This is a genomic window from Tessaracoccus antarcticus, from assembly GCF_003688855.1.
In the GTDB taxonomy this organism is placed as follows: domain Bacteria; phylum Actinomycetota; class Actinomycetes; order Propionibacteriales; family Propionibacteriaceae; genus Arachnia; species Arachnia antarctica.
Genome location: NZ_REFW01000001.1, coordinates 988,639 through 1,003,607, shown reverse-complemented (window position 1 = coordinate 1,003,607; position 14,969 = coordinate 988,639). Strand labels below are relative to the sequence as shown.

Sequence of the window (14,969 nt, the reverse complement as noted above, 5' to 3'; positions counted from 1 at the left end):
GCTGACGACACCCCTTCTCCGGGGCCTACGCTGGTGTGGTGACCCCCCACATCTCCCTCCCCCGCCGCGCCACCGTCTTCGACCTCGATGGGACGCTGGCAGACAGCGTCTCGGTCATCGAGGACACCATGCACCTGGCCATCACCGGCGCCGGGCACGAGGCGGAACGCCACGCGATCCGCGCCACCATCGGGCGGCCTCTCGACGTCGCGCTGGCCGACCTGACGGGCCAGGACATCGGCCACGACAGCGTCACCGCCATGGTTGCCGCCTACCGCACCGCCTACGTGCCCGCCATCGAGGCCGTCGGCGCGGCCCTGCTCCTGCCCGGCGTGCCGGAGATGCTGGTGCGGCTACGCGCCGCCGGACACTCCATCGGCGTCGTCACGGCCAAGACCACGCCGGGTGCCGAGCATCTGCTGGAGATCATCGGCCTTCGCCACCTCGTCGATGTGCTCGTGGGTACCGAGCGGGTACTGCACGGAAAACCCGCACCCGATTCAGGGCTGCTGGCGCTGGAGGAGTTGGGCGTCGAGGCCGGGGACACCTGGTACGTGGGCGATGCCACCAGCGACATGACCATGGCCATCGCCGCCGGGATGCGTCCGCTGGGCGTGACGACCGGGGTCGCGGACCGGGACGAACTCCTGGCCGCCGGGGCCCTCGCGGTCGCGGACACACCGGATGAGGTTGCCACGATCGTGATCCACGGATGGGGGATGACGCCGCCCGGTGATGTCTCGCGGCGATTGGAGCGGGCGGAAGGAATCGAACCAACATCTTCAGCCCGGAAAGGCTGACGCTCTACCACTGAGCTACACCCGCATGGCCCCACGTTTCGGTGCGGAGCCGACCACAACGGTCTGACCGGGGCCCCACCGTCGAGCGGGCGACGGGAATCGAACCCGCGTGTTCAGCTTGGGAAGCTGACGCTCTACCATTGAGCTACGCCCGCGTGGCCCTGAGGCCGACGCCAGCTTAGCCGACACCCCCGCCCTCGCGCACACCGGCTCCGGGGTGAGGCCGTGTGGCGCTCCCCCCTTACACTGGCAGGGTGAGCGCTCAGGATCATCCCGGCGGCATCGGTCACCTCCGATGCTCCGACGGCGACCGCGAACTCGTCGCCGACGTCCTGGGCCGTGCCTTCAGTGAGGGCCGCATCACGTTCGAGGAACACGACGAACGCCTCAACCACACCTACGCGGCCCGCACGTTTGCGGAGCTCGACGCCATCACCACGGACCTGGTCGCCCCGTCGGAGGCGCCCACACCCGCACCTCTGAGCGCACACGTCCCAGAACGCCGTTTCAGCGGGACACCCGCCACCGGTACTGTGCTGCACAACTCCACCACCGTGATGACGACGCTGAACCCGGGTGCTCCCCTGCACATCCCCCAGGAGACGAGCCTCATGGTGATCCTGGGCACTCTCAAACTTGATCTCGTGAACGCCACCTTCGCCGCCGAGACCGTCCACATCAACATCAGCAACCTCATGGGCGACGTCCGTATCCGGGTGCCCGAAGGCATCCGCGTCGTGAACTCGATCAGCAACATCATGGGCGACTACAAGGCAAAGAACGTGCCAGTGGGGCCCGCCTCCGTCACGGTGGAACTCCACGGGACCATGGTCATGGGCCAGGTCACCGTGCTCGGCCCCGGCGGCCGGCCAGGCAAATACGAACGCTTCGTGCGTTGATGGAAAAGGACACCATGGACGATCTGTTCCGCCCGCCCGCAGCAACCTGGCACCGGCTGTCGCCGTCGTACCTGAAGCTGAAATACCTCATGATTGCCATCACCTGGCCATTCCTGGGCGCCGCAGTCGTGGTGCCGTTGGTGCTGCTGGACATGTCGTGGTGGTGGGCGCCGCTGGTTGCCTTCCTGGTGCTGTGGGCGTGGCGGTTCCTGCGCGCGCCGCGCGTGTTTCGCCGCTGGGGTTACGCGGAGACTGACGACGACGTCTACCTGACCCGCGGCCTGCTGTGGCGGGAACTGACGTGCGTCCCGTACGGGCGGATGCAACTCGTGAACGTGTCCTCGGGTCCCATTGAGCGCCAGTTCGGGCTGGCCAGCGTGGAACTGGTGACGTCGTCGACGTCGGGCACCATCATGATCCCCGGGCTTGCGCGCACCGACGCCGTCAACCTGCGCGACCGGCTCATCGAGCGCGGCGAACTGCTGCAGGCCGGTATCTGATGAGCCAAACCCCCACCGATCCTCCCCGCAGGATCGTGGTGCGCCGTGGAGCCCCACCTCCCCCCACAGGCACACCCCCCATGCGTGCGACACCCGAAGCGACGGCCTACACCCAGGCCGTGGCAACCGTCCCCGAGCCCGTGGTCCTGCTCCGCAAGGAGATCGAACACCCCCACCCACTGACAGGCATCGCCCGCAGCTGGATCGCCGTGTTCGGCCTCATCCTGGTGTTCGGCCGCGACATCGCCGAGCGTGGGTTCGAGTCCATCAAGGAGATGGGCCCGTTCATGTGGATCATCCTCGGGCTCGTGCTGGCCGTGGTGCTCTTCAACCTGGTGTGGGGCATCATCGAATGGCGCACCACCACCTTCATCGCCGACGACGAGGAGTTCCGCATCGAGCGGGACTTCCTCTCCCGCGACTCCAGCCGGATCTCCTACGCCAAGATCCAGTCCGTCGACATTGAACGCTCACTGCCGGCGCGCCTGCTGGGGCTCTCCAGCGTCACCATCGACGTCGGAGGCGCGGGCGGCAAGAAGCTCGAGTTCCTGGCGAAACAGCGCGCCGAGGTGCTGCGCGACCAACTTCTGGCCCGCATGCGTGGACTCACCACCGCAGCCACCACGGATGATGACGGCACCGCCGTCGTAACCGCACCTCCCGCCGTTCCACCGCACACCGTCGTCAGGGTGTCCCCCGTCACACTGGTCAAGGGTGTACTGATCTCCTCATTCCTGCCGTGGCTGCTGGGCGCGTTGGCGTTCCTCGTCGGCATGCTCTGGCTGGGTGAAGGCTTCACCATCGCCGGCCTGGGTGCCGTGGTCTTCGGCGTCGGCGGCTACCTCTGGGCCCAGATCGTCAGCAACTGGAACTTCCACCTGGACAAGGTCCCCGACGGCCTCCACATGACACGGGGGCTGTTCACCACCCAGTCGCAGAGCCTGCGTGCCGACCGGATCCAGGCCGTCTCCATCCATCAGGACTACCTGCAACGTCTCACAGGCCTGTACCGCGTCCGCGTGACCGTGCTGGGCCTCCACGGCGGCGAAGGGGGCGCACAGACCAGCGGTACAGTGCTGCCGTACGGCACCCGCGACGACGTCACCCGCGTGCTGGGCGCCTTCTGGCCCGGCATCAACCTCGACGCCATCCCACTCCACGGTCAACCCTCCCGCGCCCGCTGGCTGACACCGCTGGGGTTCAAGCGCCACCTGTGGGGTGCTGACGACCAGACGGTGGTCGCCCACCACGGCTGGCTCGACCACACCATCACGCTGGTGCCTCACCGCCGCATGCAGTCGTTGGGAATCTCCCAGGGACCGTGGCAGCGCAAGCTCAACCTGGCCACCGTCGCCCTCCACACCACCGACGGGCCCGTCTCGCTGAGCCTGTACCACCTGGACGCCTCCGACGCCCGCGGCTTCTTCGATGCGCAGCGTGAACGCGCGTGCGCCGCCCGCAACGACACCGCCGAACCCGGCTACCTGGCAGCCCTGCCCGCCCCGGCAGCCGATGAGTTCATCAGCCGTCCCTGACTTTCGGACCCTCCACCCCGACACCCCACACTCATGCCGCTACGCTGTGCGTCCATGAGCATCATTCTGGGCATTGACGTGGGCGGATCCGGCATCAAGGGCGCGCCCGTGGACCTGGAAACCGGTGAGTTCACCGCCGACCGCCTCCGTATCCCCACGCCGGAGAAGTCCACCCCGAAGAACGTGGCCCGCGTCATGGCCCAGATCATCGAACACTTCTCCGACGACATTGGCGACGCCCCCATCGGCCTCACCATCCCGGCGCCCGTGGTGCATGGTGTGGTGCCGTTCATCGCGAACCTGCACAAGTCGTGGACCGGTATCCACGCCGAGAAGTTCCTGCAGGATGCGCTGGGCCGCAGCTTCACCCTCGTCAACGACGCCGACGCAGCCGGCCTTGCGGAGGTCCACTTCGGCGCCGCGAAAGGTCACCCCGGACTCGTCATCCTCACCACACTCGGCACCGGCATCGGTTCCGCCATCATCCACCGCGGCGTCCTCATCCCGAACGCGGAACTCGGCCATCTGGAGCTCGACGGGCACGATGCGGAAACGCGGGCGGCGTCGTCGATCAAGGACAAGGAAGGCCTGTCCTACGCTGAGTGGGCCGTGCGTCTGCAGCGCTACTACAGCCACGTAGAGATGCTGTTCTCCCCCGACCTGTTCGTGGTGGGTGGCGGCGTCTCCAAGGACGCGGACCAGTTCATGCATCTCCTGAAACTACGCACCCCCATCGTCCCCGCGGTGATGCGCAACAAGGCTGGCATCGTCGGCGCGGCCCTCGCGGCCCGCGACGCCATCGAGCACCCGGACATGCTGGACACCACAGTCAACCCGGAAGCCACCGACCCCGCCGTCTGAGGCCCGCCTCAGTCGTTTCCTGAGTAGCCCCGCGACGAAGTCGCCGGGCGTATCGAAGGACTTCCCGCACCTCACGAGCGGCCCACACAGAACGAACGCCCCGTTGCGCCGCACTCAAGCGAGCGTCACATGCGGTCGGGGGCGTCGATCCCCAGCAGGTGCAGGCCCCTGCTGATCACGGACTTCGTGGCCGCGCACAGCGCGAGGCGCGAGGAGCGGACCTCGCCGTCGGACTTCAGCACGGGGCAGGCCTCGTAGAACGTGGCGAGCGCGCCCGCGACGTCGTAGAGGTACCCGCACAGCTTGTGGGGGGCCAGGGTGTCGGCCACGTCGTCGACCACCTCGCCGAACCGGCTCAGCAGTAGTGCGAGCTGTTGCTCGGCGGGGTCCGCCAGGACCGCGACGGCACCGAACCCGATGTGTTCGGCCTCGGCCCTGCGCAGGATCTGGCACATCCGGGCGTGGGCGTACTGGAGGTACGGGCCGGTGTCACCGGTGGTCTGCACCATCCGGGACGCGTCGAAGGTGTAGTCCTTCTGCAGGCTGCTGGAGAGGTCCGCGTACTTGATGGCGGCCAGCGCGATGTTGGGGGCGGCCTCCGCCTCGGCCTCGTCGAGCAGCACGTCGAGGGACACGGCGGTGCCTTCCCGCGTGGAGAACTTCTTGCCGTCGGCGCCGAGCACCTGCCCGAACCCGACGTGCTGCGCCGCGACATCGTCGGGCAGGTAGCCGGCGGCCCGCGCCACGGCGAACACCTGCGCGAAGTGGAGCGTCTGCGGTGCGCCGACAACGTAGATGATGCGGTCCGCGGCCAGGTCGCCGACACGGTGACGGATGGCCGCCAGGTCGGTGGTGGCATAGCCGTAACCGCCCCGCTGGTTGCGAATGATGGCGGGAGCGTTGAAGCCGGGGACGAACGCCACGAGTGCGCCGTCGTCGACGACGGCGATGCCGCGGGACTCGAGGTCCTCGCACACGGCCGCCAGGTCGTCGTTGTAGGTGGACTCGCCCGCCAGGTCGTCGTCGGTGAGGAGCACGTTCATGCGGGCGTAGGTGGCGTTGAAGCCCGCCAGTGACACGTCGATGAGCTGCTGCCAGATGCGACGGGTCAGCTCGTCGCCGGCCTGCAGCTTGACCACACGGTCGCGGGAGCGGGTGGCGAACTCCTCGTCCTCCTTCAGGTGGGCGTTGGCGCGCTGGTACAGCGCCTCCGCCGAGGCCAGGTCGAGGGTGCTGGGGTCGAGGTCCTCGACGAGGATCTGCTCGACGAGCATGCCGAACTGGCGTCCCCAGTCGCCGATGTGGTTCTGGGCGATCACCGTGTGTCCCAGCGCGCGCAGCACCCTGTTGAAGCAGTCCCCGATGATGGTGGAGCGCAGGTGGCCAACATGCATCTGCTTGGCCACGTTGGGCGCCGAGTAATCGATGACCACACGCTGCGGGTACGAGGTGACGTTCAGCCCGCCGTGGGGGTCCTCCAGGATGGCGCTGGCCGCGGCCGCCAGGACGTCGGCGCGCATCCGGAAATTGATGAACCCGGGGCCGGCGATCTCCAGCGGCTCGCACAGGTCCGCCACGTCCAGCTGCTCGATGATCCCGGCCGCCACCTCGCGGGGGGGACGGCCTTCCTGCTTCGCGAGACGCAACGCCACGTTGGACTGGAAGTGCCCGAACTGCGGCTTGGTGGCCGGCCGCATCTCGGGGTCTATTCCGACAACGTCGCGGACACGGGCATCCAGCAGGGCTGGCAAGGATTGCATGATCGTCATTCTTCCATGCGTGCTGGGCGCGGCCCAATGGGGACCATGGGCACGCACTTGTCCGGAGCGTGTTGAATGGGGACCGACAACCAACACCTTGGAGGCGACATGACCAGCGCACCGCTGAAGAAGCTCAACGACGGCACGCAGATCCCGCAGCTCGGTCTGGGCGTGTTCCAGATGGACGACGACGAGGCGCACCGCGCCACCCTGGCCGCGTTCGAGGCCGGCTACCGTCACGTGGACACCGCAGCCATCTACCGCAACGAGGTGGGGGTGGGACGCGCCATCGCCGAGTCCGGCCTCGCCCGCGACGAGATCTTCGTCACCACCAAGCTGTGGAACAAGGCACAGGGCAGGGACAACGCCCGTGAGGGCATCACCCGCAGCCTCGAGAAGCTGGGCCTGGACCACGTTGACCTGTACCTGATCCACTGGCCCTGCCCGGCGGCGGGTACCTACGTGGAGACGTGGGAGCAGATGATCGACTTCCGCTCCGAGGGCCTCACCCGCAGCATCGGGGTGTCCAACTTCCTGCCGGAGCACCTGGACACCATCCTCGACGAGACGGGCATCACGCCGTCGGTCAACCAGATCGAACTGCACCCCACCTTCCAGCCCGACGACCTCCTGAATCACTGCTCGGACCTCGGCGTCGTCATCGAGAGCTGGAGCCCGCTGGGTCAGGCCTCCGATCTGGAGCACCCCGAGATCCTGCGCATCGCGGAGGCCACCGGCGCCACGCCCGCCCAGGTGATCATTCGCTGGCACCTCGGCCGCGGTTTCGTGACCATCCCCAAGTCCACGAACCCTGAGCGCATCCGTGCCAACTTCGAGGCGCTGAACGTGACGCTGAACTCCGAGCAGATGGAAGCCATCGACGGAATCAGCGCAGGCAACCGCATCGGCCCCGACCCGGCCACCGTCGAGCCGTGACCTCCGTTACCCGGGCAGAGCCAAGGGGCTCCCGCTAACCTGAGGGCCATGCGCATTTCAGTGATCGGTTGCGGCTACCTCGGTGCCGTCCATGCCGTCTGCATGGCCGACATCGGGCACGACGTGGTCGGCCTCGACGTTGATGACCTGCGGGTCGCCTCCCTGGCTGCGGGGGTGGCCCCGTTCCACGAACCCGGACTGCCCGAGATGCTGTCCCGCAACGTGGCGGCGGGGCGGCTCCGGTTCACCACCGACGCGACGCTCATCGCCGATGCGGACCTGCACTTCATCGCCGTTGGGACACCCCAACTGGAGGGGCAGCTGGGGGCCGACATGCGCTACGTCTCCGCCGCCCTGGACACGGTCCTGGCCCACGCCGAGGATCGCCCCGCGGACCGCCCTGCCGTGGTGGTGGGCAAGTCGACGGTCCCCGTCGGGACTGCACAGGCCTTGGCGGAGCGCATCGCCGCGGACGGCAACAACCTGATCCTCGCGTGGAACCCCGAGTTCCTGCGCGAGGGCTACGCCGTCGACGACACCCTTCACCCCGACCGGATCGTGTACGGGCTACCCGTCGACATCCCCGCCGGCACGGCTGCCCGGAAGCTCCTGGACGAGTGCTACGCCCCCCAGGTGGCCGCCGGTACCCCCGTGGTCGTGGCGAACTACGCCACCGCGGAACTCGTGAAGGTGGCCGCCAACTCGTTCCTGGCCACCAAGATCTCCTTCATCAACTCCATGGCGGAGCTGTGCGACGCCACCGGCGGCGACGTCACCCGGCTCGCCGAGGCCATCGGCTATGACGACCGGATCGGCGCCAAGTTCCTGCAGGCAGGCATCGGGTTCGGTGGCGGCTGCCTGCCCAAGGACATCCGCGCCTTCATGGCGCGAGCCCAGGAGTTGGGTGTGGATGAGGCGCTGACGTTCCTCCGCGAGGTGGATGCCATCAACCTGCGGCGCCGACACCACGCGGTCCAGCTCGCCGAGAGCGCCGTTGGCGGATCCCTGGAGGGGAGGAACATCGCGGTGCTGGGCATCACCTTCAAGCCGGACACCGACGACCTGCGGGACTCCCCCGCCCTCGACATCGCCGACCAGTTGCTGGGGCGCGGCGCGCACGTTGTGGTGGTGGATCCAGCCGCGGGCGCCGAGCTGCGCCGCCGCCGCCCCGACCTCGACGTGGCGGACACCGTCACCGAGGCCGTCACTGGCGCCGACGTGGTGATGGTTCTGACGCCGTGGAAGGAATACGTGGAGCTGGACCCGGCGGCCCTGCTGTCGCTGGTGGCCACGCCCACGATCATCGATGGCCGCAACGTGCTGGACCCGCACCGCTGGCACGACGCCGGCTGGAACTACCACGGCATGGGTCGCGGCGTCTCCACCTGGTGATGCGACGTCCGACGGCGACCCTGACCCGATGACGACTGATCATCGCGTCCACCGATGCTGCCACCCCGAAGGAGAGCAACCATGGCATTGACGATCGGCGACCACGTGTCCTGGAACACGTCCCAGGGCAGGACCCACGGGGTGGTGAAGGAGAAGCGCACCAAGGACTTCCAGTTCGACAAACAGAAGTTCACGGCCAGCGAGGACGAGCCCATGTGGATCGTCCTGTCCGACAAATCCGGCGCAGGGGCGGCGCACAAGGAGTCGGCCCTCACGAAGAAGAACGACTGACGCGGCGACGCCCTTCGTCTCATGGGCCAGGACACGGCAACCGACGCCCGCTACGTGCTTTCAGCCGCATCCCGTCGTCGAGTCAGCGCCAATCGCCGCTGTCCAGGGCTGGCTTTACGGGCCATGGGGAGTTGCGCACCGAGGTGGCCGCAGCGTCGAGCCGCTGTGCAGCCGTGGCCCGGCTGGCGTCGATGTCGGTGAGGGTGGCGAAAGCGATGACGGCAACGACGGCGGCGAGCACAGCGACGACGAGCCCGATGATGGAGACCACAAGGCCTCCTCCGCCCGACGGAATGGCCAGGACGAGTCCGACGATGGCCGCCACGAGACCTGCAATGGCCAGCGCGAGGCTGATGACGGCCACCAGTACCCCAAGGAAGTAGCTCTCGTAGTCACCCGTGAGGTCGGAGAGAATCTCGCAGATGTCCTCGACGGCGTCCTGCAGGTTCTGCAGTTTCGTGGGGAGGGACTGCACGGCGTTGCGGTAGTTCTGGGTGTTGCCCGAGTCCCAGTCGTCCCCGCGCGGACCCAACGCACCCTGCCCCACGGCGGCTGCCGCCACGGAGAAGTCCACGCCGCAGTACTGCGGACCGGTGGCCTTGACTGCGTTGTAGTCATTGATTTCCCGGAGGATCCATTCGGTGGCCGGGTCCAGCTTCGGAGGGATCGTCTGGTACTTGGCCCAGGCCTCCTGCGCCTTCTCCTCCGCGCGATCCTTCAGCCATCCCGGGATCCACCATTGGCCGAAAATCTTGTCCACCGCCCCCTGGAGGGCGTCATTGATCTTTCCGTTGGCCTCGGTGAGATTGCTGTAGATCTCGTCGATCTTCGTCTGGATCTCTTCGGCGGTGCTGCTCATGTTCTCACAGTCCTGAATTCGCGATGAGGATGGAAATAGTGGTTGCGTACTCCGTGTTGGCGGATTCCATTTCGAGGTAGTTGCGGCCCGTCTGAGCAATGGCCCCGGACAGGGAGTACAGGAGGTCGCCACCCGCGTCCAGCGAGACGTCCATTTCGTCCAGAATGGCGGCTCTGGCGTCGTCGTAGGCCGCCTTCACCGCGGACAGGTTGCTGTTGGCCGCAAGGTTGAACGAGATGGCATTGACGTCAGATTGGACGCCACGAACAGCGGTTTCGGCGTCCTCAAGATTTCCCTTCTCCTCGACGAACCAATCGAGTCGGGTGACAAGTTCTTCAAAGCTCATGATTCCTGTCCTCTGCTGTGGTCGTTGCGGCGCTGGACGACATCGGCGAGCCGCTCCCGCAGCCCCGCCAACTGCCCCAGAACTTCATCCTTGGGTGCCTCGTCTGACATCGCACGGAAGGCCTCCACGATGTCACTCTCGATCCTGACTGCATCGGCGGTCCGCAGCCACGACTCATTGATCTTGATGTCGTTGGGCATCCCACCCAGCGACTGGATGGTGATGTGGCGGTGCCGGTCACCCACGTCGACGGGGTCCCCCTGGGTTGGGGACCACGAACCGAGTGCCTTCAGCAATGACGACACATCCCGGGACAGATCGATCACGTCGTCGCGCAACTGCGTGGGATACCGAATTCCCGGGCGCATGGTGTCAAATCCGGCGACGTTACCCGCCGCGGCCTCAGCATGCTGCTCGGCATACGCCATCAGCAGGGCGAATCCGAATTCCTCGAGAGGGACGAACGTGGACCAGTCATCGGCGAGGTGGACCGCCGAAACCGCACCGGTGTCGTCGAATTCGAACGCGAACGCATCCTGTGGGTTGTGTGCTTCTTCCATGCGGGAAACCGTACCGGGCCCGTGGTTCAGGCGTCTGTGACCACCGAGCAGCCATACTGGTGGGATGCCCCACGACGAAACACGCGTTGACCCCCTGACCAAGCAGGTGCCGTTGTTGTGGATTCTCCTCTACGTCACCTGCCTGATGTTTGGCATCGTGCTGGCCGCCCTGATGATGCCCCTCCAGGAGGGCGTGGTGATCGTGGCGCGGATCGCATTCAGCATCATGATGGTGCTGGTGCTGGTCATTCTCGGCCTGTCCACCTGGCGGTTGACCACAGCACTTACCGTTCCCAGGGCCGCGTGGCGATGGGTGGTGGTGCTGGTTGCCGCGGCAGCGATCGTCGGGGTGGGCCTGTGGTCCGCTGCGGCGCACACACCCGATGAATCGGTCTGGAGCATGCTGGGAACGGCCTTCTTGGGCGCGCTCGGATTCACGCTCGCCTCCGCTGTGGGTATGCAGTCACTCGTGAAAATACTGGCATCGTTCACCGACGCTCCACGGAGTCACCAGACACCACAGGGGCGTTGAGGTTGGCCGGACCACTTTCCAGTCGCGGTGGGATTCGGTGAACGGCGCCGACACTCAGTCCTGGCCGGCGGCCTCGAGCAGGGTGCCGTCGAACGGATCCTGCTGGGGCTTGCGGCGGGACAGGAGGTCCCATTCCATCTTGAGGTTGGCTGCCCACTCGCGCTTCTCGCCCTTGTAGTACAGGTCGGGGAACTTGTCGCGTGCAGTGACGTCGCCGACACCCACAGCGTCGACGCCGATATCCTCGCAGATCGTTACGGCGCGCTCCAGGTGGTACAGCTGGGTGAGGATCACCATCTCCTTGACGCCGAACACGTCCCGCGCACGAACGCACGAGTCGTAGGTGTCGAACCCGGCAGGGTCCTCCACCACCTTCTCAGCGGGAACCCCCCTGTCCACGAGGTAGTCGCGCATGACGGTGGTCTCGTGGTTACTCTGGGCCCTGTTGTCACCGGAGACCAGCACCGCCCTGATGGTGCCCTTCTCGTACAGGTCGACGGCGAGGTCCAGCCGGGCCGCGAGGAACGCAGACGGCCGGTCCCGGTCTGCCTTGGCGCCGAGCACCATGGCGACGGCGCGGGGTGGCACGTCATCGACGCTGAACATGCGGCCCGCCGCGACGTGGCTGACGTGCCGGGCACCGAACACGATGGCACCCACCAGCCCCACGGCGCCCAGCACACCTGACAGCATCAGGTAGCCGAGAACTCGCAACGCACGACGAGGCCCGCGCGGTGGCGTCACAATGGCACCACCCGCCGGGGAACGGCGACTCCGGCCCGATTCCTCGGTCACAAATCAGGTCCTGTTCTTCAGGTACCAACTGACGAGCGACTGGGTGGAGCCGTCCTGGGCCACCAGCGCCTCCGCGTCACCGGAGACGGCCGGGGCAATCTCCATGGCGAGCTTCTTGCCCAGTTCCACACCCCACTGATCGAAGGAATCAATGCCCCAGACGACGCCCTGAACGAACGTGATGTGCTCGTAGAGGGCGATGAGTTGCCCCACCACCGACGGTGTCAGCGCGGGAGCCATGATGGAGGTCGTGGGACGGTTCCCCTGGAAGACCCGGGCGGGGACGATGTTCTCCGCCGTGCCCTCGGAGCGCACCTCCTCCGCGGTCTTGCCGAACGCCAACGCCGCCGTCTGCGCGAAGAAGTTGGCCAGGAACAGCCCGTGCACGTCGGCGTCGCCGTCCTTGACGGGGTGGGCCGGGTTGGCGACGGTGATGAAGTCGGCAGGGATCAGCCGGGTGCCCTGGTGGATGAGCTGGTAGAAGGCGTGCTGGCCGTTGGTGCCGGGCTCGCCCCAGAAGATCTCGCCGGTGTCGCAGGTCACGGGGGTGCCGTCCCAGCGCACGGACTTGCCGTTGGACTCCATGGTCAGTTGCTGCAGGTAGGCGGCGAAGCGGTGCAGGTACTGCGCATAGGGCAGCACGGCGTGGCTCTCAGCGCCCAGGAAGTTGACGTACCAGACGTTCAGCAGGCCCATCAGCAGGGGGACGTTGGTGCCGGGCTCAGCGGTGCGGAAGTGCTCGTCGACGGCGTGGAAGCCGGAGAGGAAATCGCGGAACCCGTCCGGGCCGATCGACAGCACCACGGGCAGCCCCACTGCGGAGTCCACGGAGTAGCGACCGCCCACCCAGTCCCAGAAGCCAAACGCGTTGGCGGGGTCGATGCCAAAGTCGGCCACCTTGTCCAGGGCGGTGGAGACGGCGACGAAGTGCTTGGCGACGGCGTCGCGGCCCTGCTCATCGGAACCGTCGACGGCGCCGGATGCGGCCAGTTCACGCAGCAGCCAGGCGCGTGCCATGCGGGCATTGGTGAGTGTCTCGAGCGTGGTGAACGTCTTGGACGCGATGATGAAGAGCGTCGTCTCCGGGTCCAGGTCGTGGGTCTTCTCCCAGCAGTCGCTGGGATCGATGTTGGAGACGAAACGGCACGCAATGCCGTCCTGCTTGTAGGGCAGGAGTGCCTCGTACACCATGACGGGCCCGAGGTCGGAGCCACCGATGCCGACGTTGACCACCGTCTCGATGCGCTTGCCCGTGACACCCACCCACTCGCCGGAGCGGACCTTGTCGGCGAAGGCGTACATCTTGTCCAGGACCTCGTGCACGTCGGCGACAACGTCCTGCCCATCCACCACCAACTCGGCGTCACGCGGGAGCCGGAGAGCGGTGTGGAGCACAGCGCGGTCCTCGGTGACGTTGATGTGTTCGCCGGAGAACATCGCCTCTCGGCGGCCGGCCACATCCACCTCGTCGGCGAGGCGCAGCAAAGCGTCGATGACGTCGGCGTCGACGAGGTTCTTGGACAGGTCGACGTGCAGGTCGGCCACGTCGAACGTGAACTCCTCGGCACGGTTGGGCTGCTCGTCGAACCAGGTCCGCAGGTCAGGGTGCAACTGGTCCTTGAGCGCTGCGAGTGCGGCCCAGGCCTGCGTGGTGGTGGGGTCTACCGGCGTGATCATGCGTCCAAGACTAGGCCGGGAGGGGCCAGTCGGCAGCCCCGGGCCCGCGATTGGGATCAGCCGACGCTGATGTGCACGTGGTCGTAGTGGTCAGCGCTGGCCGACCCACGGCTGGCCATGCTGCGCCAGCCGTCGCCGGAGCGCTGCGAGGTCCAGATCTTCTGCTGGTAGATGACCTCGACAACGCCCAGCGACGAAGCGTTGGCGCGAACCCAGCGGGCCACTTCCAGGCCTGCGTCGCCGGAGATCATGGCATCAATGGCCCGGCCGGAGCCGTGGTAGCCGCTGGAGCCAGCGCGGTACCCGCCGTAGCTGGTGATGTTGGGGAACTGGGCGCACACCTTGCGCAGCACGCTGATGGTGCGGCTTTGCATGCCGTTGGTCGCGCTCCCGGCCCGCGGGCACGATCCGGCATCTGCGACGACGCCGGAGGCGGCCTTGTTCGACGAGGACGACGAGGTGGAGGATCCGGATGCGGTGGCAGGAGCGGCGGGCTCGTCGGATGTGAGGAAGCTGGCCTTGACCCAGCCGGCACCGTTCTTCAGCGACACCTGCTGCCAGCCGTCGTGCTGGGACTTGGTGATGGTGACCTTGCGGCCCGCCACGAAGGCGGTGACCACGTCGTGGCTGGTACCCGGCCCTGTGCGGACATTCACGGACTTGGTGATCCACCGTGTGCCTGCCTCGGCGCCCTTGACGCTCCAGTCCACGGCCGGGGTTTTCGCGGCGGGGGCGGGTGCGGCGGCCACTGCGACCGGTGCGCTGGTGCTGGCGGCTGGGGCGCTCGGCGAGGCCGATGCGACGGGGGAAGCCGGCGGCGCGACAGCCACGGCTGGTGGAGCGCTGATCGATGGTGTGGGCACCATCATGGAGGGCACCACTGACACGGCGGCCGGAGCGGCTGTTCGTGTGAACTCACGGCTGGCACGGTTGGCGGTGCGGACGTCGTGGGCCGTCAACGGGTCCGCCACGCTGACCTCATGTTCGGTTCCCCCCATGGGGACGAACGTCAGCGTGGCCGTGGCAGCCAGAAGCGCGACGATGGCCGTGGGTGCGATGGCCCTGCGCACTGCAGGGCCGAACGCGGAGCTGTGACCGCGGCGGGGCGCCTCGGTGGGCACCGTCACTTCCGGTGTGTCCACGGCTGCCCGTCGAGCGTGCGACATGTGCACCTTCCTGAGAAACGAATGAGGTTTCCTCAGAATAGTCTCAGCCACCTATATTTC

Annotated in this window: 16 protein-coding genes and 2 tRNA genes; 9 read left to right on the top strand and 9 right to left on the bottom strand. The window is 67.1% G+C overall.

The features are described from left to right. The first annotated feature begins 128 nt into the window (after nt 1-128). Nucleotides 129-800: an HAD family hydrolase gene (locus EAX62_RS17475; protein ID WP_407703307.1), complete on the top strand. Its 672-nt coding sequence runs from the start codon at nt 129-131 to the stop codon at nt 798-800. On the opposite strand, the gene EAX62_RS04320 is transcribed toward EAX62_RS17475, so the two are convergent. Then, nucleotides 751-825 (bottom strand) — tRNA-Glu (locus EAX62_RS04320). The two genes, EAX62_RS17475 and EAX62_RS04320, sit on opposite strands and share 50 nt — an antisense overlap. Nucleotides 826-884: 59 nt before the next feature. Then, nucleotides 885-955 (bottom strand) — tRNA-Gly (locus EAX62_RS04315). A 99-nt stretch (nt 956-1,054) separates the two neighbouring features. Between EAX62_RS04315 and EAX62_RS04310 the strand changes: the two genes are divergently transcribed. The 4 genes from EAX62_RS04310 (at nt 1,055) to ppgK (ending at nt 4,595) form a co-directional block, all read left to right on the top strand. Then, nucleotides 1,055-1,699: a DUF1707 SHOCT-like domain-containing protein gene (locus tag EAX62_RS04310; RefSeq protein WP_158600517.1), complete on the top strand. Its 645-nt coding sequence runs from the start codon at nt 1,055-1,057 to the stop codon at nt 1,697-1,699. 14 nt (nt 1,700-1,713) lie between these two features. After that, nucleotides 1,714-2,199 (top strand): PH domain-containing protein, encoded by a 486-nt coding sequence (locus tag EAX62_RS04305; RefSeq protein WP_121900385.1) that lies wholly within the window; start codon nt 1,714-1,716, stop codon nt 2,197-2,199. A gap of 80 nt (nt 2,200-2,279) precedes the next feature. Then, nucleotides 2,280-3,734, top strand: a complete 1,455-nt coding sequence (locus EAX62_RS04300) for a PH domain-containing protein (protein WP_121900384.1) — start codon at nt 2,280-2,282, stop codon at nt 3,732-3,734. A gap of 33 nt (nt 3,735-3,767) precedes the next feature. Continuing rightward, on the top strand, nt 3,768-4,595 hold the full coding sequence (gene ppgK, locus EAX62_RS04295; protein WP_233557797.1) for a polyphosphate--glucose phosphotransferase: 828 nt from the start codon (nt 3,768-3,770) through the stop codon (nt 4,593-4,595). Between the two features lie 125 nt (nt 4,596-4,720). On the opposite strand, the gene argS is transcribed toward ppgK, so the two are convergent. Next, complete coding sequence (gene argS, locus EAX62_RS04290) at nt 4,721-6,355, bottom strand: arginine--tRNA ligase (RefSeq protein ID WP_121901010.1); 1,635 nt, start codon at nt 6,353-6,355, stop codon at nt 4,721-4,723. Between the two features lie 108 nt (nt 6,356-6,463). Here argS and EAX62_RS04285 point away from each other — a divergent pair, with 108 nt between their 5' ends. The 3 genes from EAX62_RS04285 (at nt 6,464) to EAX62_RS04275 (ending at nt 8,974) form a co-directional block, all read left to right on the top strand. Beyond that, a complete protein-coding gene (locus EAX62_RS04285; protein ID WP_121900383.1) occupies nt 6,464-7,291 on the top strand; it encodes an aldo/keto reductase in 828 nt (275 codons plus the stop codon). Between the two features lie 48 nt (nt 7,292-7,339). After that, on the top strand, nt 7,340-8,683 hold the full coding sequence (locus tag EAX62_RS04280; protein ID WP_121900382.1) for a UDP-glucose dehydrogenase family protein: 1,344 nt from the start codon (nt 7,340-7,342) through the stop codon (nt 8,681-8,683). A gap of 81 nt (nt 8,684-8,764) precedes the next feature. Next, on the top strand, nt 8,765-8,974 hold the full coding sequence (locus EAX62_RS04275; RefSeq protein WP_121900381.1) for a hypervirulence associated TUDOR domain-containing protein: 210 nt from the start codon (nt 8,765-8,767) through the stop codon (nt 8,972-8,974). A gap of 82 nt (nt 8,975-9,056) precedes the next feature. On the opposite strand, the gene EAX62_RS04270 is transcribed toward EAX62_RS04275, so the two are convergent. Genes EAX62_RS04270 through EAX62_RS04260 form a run of 3 tightly spaced genes read right to left on the bottom strand, consistent with a single transcriptional unit; the run spans nt 9,057 to nt 10,739 of the window. Continuing rightward, the gene (locus EAX62_RS04270) at nt 9,057-9,833 is read right to left on the bottom strand and encodes a hypothetical protein (RefSeq protein ID WP_121900380.1); all 777 of its coding nucleotides are present in this window, start codon (nt 9,831-9,833) and stop codon (nt 9,057-9,059) included. Nucleotides 9,834-9,837: 4 nt separating this feature from the next. Then, nucleotides 9,838-10,179, bottom strand: coding sequence for a hypothetical protein (locus tag EAX62_RS04265; RefSeq protein ID WP_121900379.1), 342 nt, complete (start codon nt 10,177-10,179; stop codon nt 9,838-9,840). Beyond that, a complete protein-coding gene (locus EAX62_RS04260) occupies nt 10,176-10,739 on the bottom strand; it encodes a hypothetical protein (RefSeq protein ID WP_121900378.1) in 564 nt (187 codons plus the stop codon). Before EAX62_RS04260 ends, EAX62_RS04265 begins: the two co-directional genes overlap by 4 nt. Before the next feature lie 64 nt (nt 10,740-10,803). Between EAX62_RS04260 and EAX62_RS04255 the strand changes: the two genes are divergently transcribed. Beyond that, nucleotides 10,804-11,271: a hypothetical protein gene (locus EAX62_RS04255; protein WP_121900377.1), complete on the top strand. Its 468-nt coding sequence runs from the start codon at nt 10,804-10,806 to the stop codon at nt 11,269-11,271. 54 nt (nt 11,272-11,325) lie between these two features. Here the strand turns inward: EAX62_RS04255 and EAX62_RS04250 are convergent, their stop codons facing one another. The 3 genes from EAX62_RS04250 to EAX62_RS04240 are packed head-to-tail and all read right to left on the bottom strand — an operon-like array spanning nt 11,326 to nt 14,909. Further along, on the bottom strand, nt 11,326-12,015 hold the full coding sequence (locus EAX62_RS04250; RefSeq protein WP_199711114.1) for a SanA/YdcF family protein: 690 nt from the start codon (nt 12,013-12,015) through the stop codon (nt 11,326-11,328). Nucleotides 12,016-12,069: 54 nt separating this feature from the next. After that, the gene (pgi, locus tag EAX62_RS04245) at nt 12,070-13,743 is read right to left on the bottom strand and encodes a glucose-6-phosphate isomerase (RefSeq protein WP_121900375.1); all 1,674 of its coding nucleotides are present in this window, start codon (nt 13,741-13,743) and stop codon (nt 12,070-12,072) included. A gap of 56 nt (nt 13,744-13,799) precedes the next feature. Further along, nucleotides 13,800-14,909: an SH3 domain-containing protein gene (locus tag EAX62_RS04240; protein ID WP_121900374.1), complete on the bottom strand. Its 1,110-nt coding sequence runs from the start codon at nt 14,907-14,909 to the stop codon at nt 13,800-13,802. Nucleotides 14,910-14,969: the final 60 nt, after the last annotated feature.

Excerpts from the sequence above, each read along its gene's own strand:
- EAX62_RS17475 (WP_407703307.1), top strand. The coding sequence starts at position 129 with ATGCACCTGGCCATCACCGGCGCCGGGCACGAGGCGGAACGCCACGCG.
- EAX62_RS04275 (WP_121900381.1), top strand. The coding sequence starts at position 8,765 with ATGGCATTGACGATCGGCGACCACGTGTCCTGGAACACGTCCCAGGGC.
- EAX62_RS04300 (WP_121900384.1), top strand. The coding sequence starts at position 2,280 with ATGCGTGCGACACCCGAAGCGACGGCCTACACCCAGGCCGTGGCAACC.
- EAX62_RS04260 (WP_121900378.1), bottom strand. The coding sequence starts at position 10,739 with ATGGAAGAAGCACACAACCCACAGGATGCGTTCGCGTTCGAATTCGAC.
- EAX62_RS04240 (WP_121900374.1), bottom strand. The coding sequence starts at position 14,909 with ATGTCGCACGCTCGACGGGCAGCCGTGGACACACCGGAAGTGACGGTG.
- ppgK (WP_233557797.1), top strand. The coding sequence starts at position 3,768 with ATGCCGCTACGCTGTGCGTCCATGAGCATCATTCTGGGCATTGACGTG.
- EAX62_RS04285 (WP_121900383.1), top strand. The coding sequence starts at position 6,464 with ATGACCAGCGCACCGCTGAAGAAGCTCAACGACGGCACGCAGATCCCG.
- EAX62_RS04280 (WP_121900382.1), top strand. The coding sequence starts at position 7,340 with ATGCGCATTTCAGTGATCGGTTGCGGCTACCTCGGTGCCGTCCATGCC.
- argS (WP_121901010.1), bottom strand. The coding sequence starts at position 6,355 with ATGCAATCCTTGCCAGCCCTGCTGGATGCCCGTGTCCGCGACGTTGTC.
- EAX62_RS04305 (WP_121900385.1), top strand. The coding sequence starts at position 1,714 with ATGGACGATCTGTTCCGCCCGCCCGCAGCAACCTGGCACCGGCTGTCG.
- EAX62_RS04270 (WP_121900380.1), bottom strand. The coding sequence starts at position 9,833 with ATGAGCAGCACCGCCGAAGAGATCCAGACGAAGATCGACGAGATCTAC.
- EAX62_RS04255 (WP_121900377.1), top strand. The coding sequence starts at position 10,804 with ATGCCCCACGACGAAACACGCGTTGACCCCCTGACCAAGCAGGTGCCG.
- EAX62_RS04265 (WP_121900379.1), bottom strand. The coding sequence starts at position 10,179 with ATGAGCTTTGAAGAACTTGTCACCCGACTCGATTGGTTCGTCGAGGAG.
- pgi (WP_121900375.1), bottom strand. The coding sequence starts at position 13,743 with ATGATCACGCCGGTAGACCCCACCACCACGCAGGCCTGGGCCGCACTC.